The 2,352-nt window shown below is 56.0% G+C and carries 1 protein-coding gene; it reads right to left on the reverse strand.

The genetic code is table 11. The features are described from left to right. The coding region (locus P4L78_RS15510) for an alcohol dehydrogenase catalytic domain-containing protein (protein WP_309328738.1) at positions 1-1,353 on the reverse strand (1,353 nt) is incomplete at its 3' end. Positions 1,354-2,352 lie beyond the last annotated feature (999 nt).

The raw sequence follows: 2,352 nt of genomic DNA on the forward strand, positions 1-2,352 counted from the left end.
GGTCCCGATATCCACCTTCCTTGGATTTGGGCTATGGAACTGTATGGTCTTGCCATCCAAGCCTTCGATGATTGCGTTCTGCACCCGCGGGAATAAGTCCTGATTCCCCAAGAGGAGCCCGATAGCGCGGCGGATGTCGTAGTAGGTGTATCCGCTGGACCCGACCAAGTGGATTCGGCGGCCCCCAACTTCGATACTCTTGACGGCCTCTTGTCGGTGGATGTCCTCGAAGGCAGTAATCTTGGCAAGCTGCTCTCGGTCAGCCGTTTCAAACTGATCTGTGTTGATGCCGGAGAACAGGACGATGGTCCCCTCATCGTTGGTCTTGGATAGAGCTGCCTCGATGGATGCAAAGAAGCTGTTGGCGATGAAGGCGACTTCATGACCGATGGCCGGTGCGGATGCATAGGAGTTGGCGATTTGGAGATGCTGGGCCGAACGGATTCGCTCCTCTGATGGATCAATTATTTGGATATTGATGTTTCCGAAAAAGTGGCGGCAGGCCATGGCAGCCAGACAACCAATTGGACCGCAACCATAGATTGTAAAAGGGTTATTATAGTATGCGTGCCGAGAATTCAGGGCGCTAAGAGCTTCCCTGGCGTGAAACAACCCACGTGTCACGCAGGCGAGCGGCTCGACCAAAGGCAGGAGATCTTCAGGTAATGAATCCGGCACAGCCATGACACACTGTTCAGGAAAGGCCATAAGAGTTGCCATGTTGCCGTTGATATGGAATCCCATGTGGCGCAAATTTTTGCAAAGGTTAGGCCTGAACGTGCTGCAAGACGGGCATGACGCTTTGCTGCAGGTGAGATGAGGTAGCAGAACGACCTTCTGCCCCACCTGATAGAGGTCGCTGCAGTGACCGGGATCCAGGATGTAACCGCCACCTTCGTGGCCGAGCACGAGTTGTTCCATAGAGAAATTGGCAGGTTTGGTGCCCCGCATGACTCTGCGGTCTGATTGGCAAATTCCAGCCGCGGCCACCTTGACGACGATATTTGGCTGGTTGCGTAAGGTCGTCCGACGTAGTTCCCCAAAATCAAATTGATTCCGGTCCAAAACAGGGTTGAAGCCAGATTTATCGTGGGCGGGCTTCGGATAGAGGGCAAGACCGGTGCCAGGGTTTCCCAGCATAGCCCGGATTCTCCGATGTAGTGCCAGTAACTCCAAGCTGGTCAGGGACCTCGTCCTGGCAGCAAGCAATTCCTTCTCGATTTTCTTGACGGTGGCCAAGTGATGACGCTGGGACGGGCCCGCCACGAAATGCGAATGGTCATGTCTGTTGAAATACACTTTTGACCCCGTCGCGGCATCTGAAGCGATTTCAAGGTAGGTGTTCTGTTCCACGGTTGCTCCCGAATGCACAGTGGGTGTTTGGCCAAGCCCCTTTGGTTCCCCGGATTTTATAATTTTTAATTAATACTTGATCTTTTCCGTGAGCAATTCGCGCCCATCCCCAACGCGCAATAGCTGCTCATGGATTCCTTCCCATTCGTGCAAAACAAGTAGTACAGAGGGCTCCAGCAAAAAGCATGGGCGGCCCGGCCTAACCAGTGCGTTCGACCCCGGACCTCGCCCTCGGGCATATCCTTTTTGCTTGACTCCTCATCAACCCGCTCATCTCCTGCGGTCGCGCGGCTGGGCGAGGCCGGTCAACGCTAGCGTTAGGCCCAAGCGGGGCGCCGACCCACCGAGACACGCACTGTGGCAGCGTTTCGTGGCTTGCTGCGCTGGGCATGCTCTGGTGGCGATGGTTCCAGTGAAGGGCCGAGCCGGCTTGTCATCATCACCACTGGGAGGTGGTAGACGGCGACAGGCCGGCTTTCTGCGAGAGTCAAAGAAAGGTGGCAGGTCCCAATGAGCGACCGAGCCAGCTTGTCATCATCACCAGTGGGAGTTGGGGAAATATGTCGGGCCGCGGGTTTGCAGAGACGTCAGGCGCAAAACCAAGAGAGGCACCGTGAATCCAAAGGCGTACTGTCCAGGCATTCGCCTGGCGCAAACCTAACAAGGCTGCAGGTTTGCCGTGGGTATTCGTTCAATCGAGGGTCGTGGCTACCATCTCCTTGTCCGCCATCAGGCGCAACCGGGTCCGTAGCTGCGGTGCACGGGCTTGGAAGCCTGGCTCCAACTGCCGTTCCAAGGGGCAGTGCCCGAGCTGGCTTGTCAGCATCAACCATGGGAGCAGGTTCCGCGTCAACGCAGCCGCTGATCGATGGGCCATCAAATCGTCAAAAATCCAATTGTGCCGCGGGTTTCAGCCAAGAAAACATGGCCGTACTTGCCTAACCTTGGATTCGACTCCGGACACAGCCCTGGTTGTGATCCAACCAGCCGCCGTCATCA

The organism is Silvimonas sp. (assembly GCF_031291215.1).
Taxonomy (GTDB): Bacteria; Pseudomonadota; Gammaproteobacteria; order Burkholderiales; family Chitinibacteraceae; genus Silvimonas; species Silvimonas soli.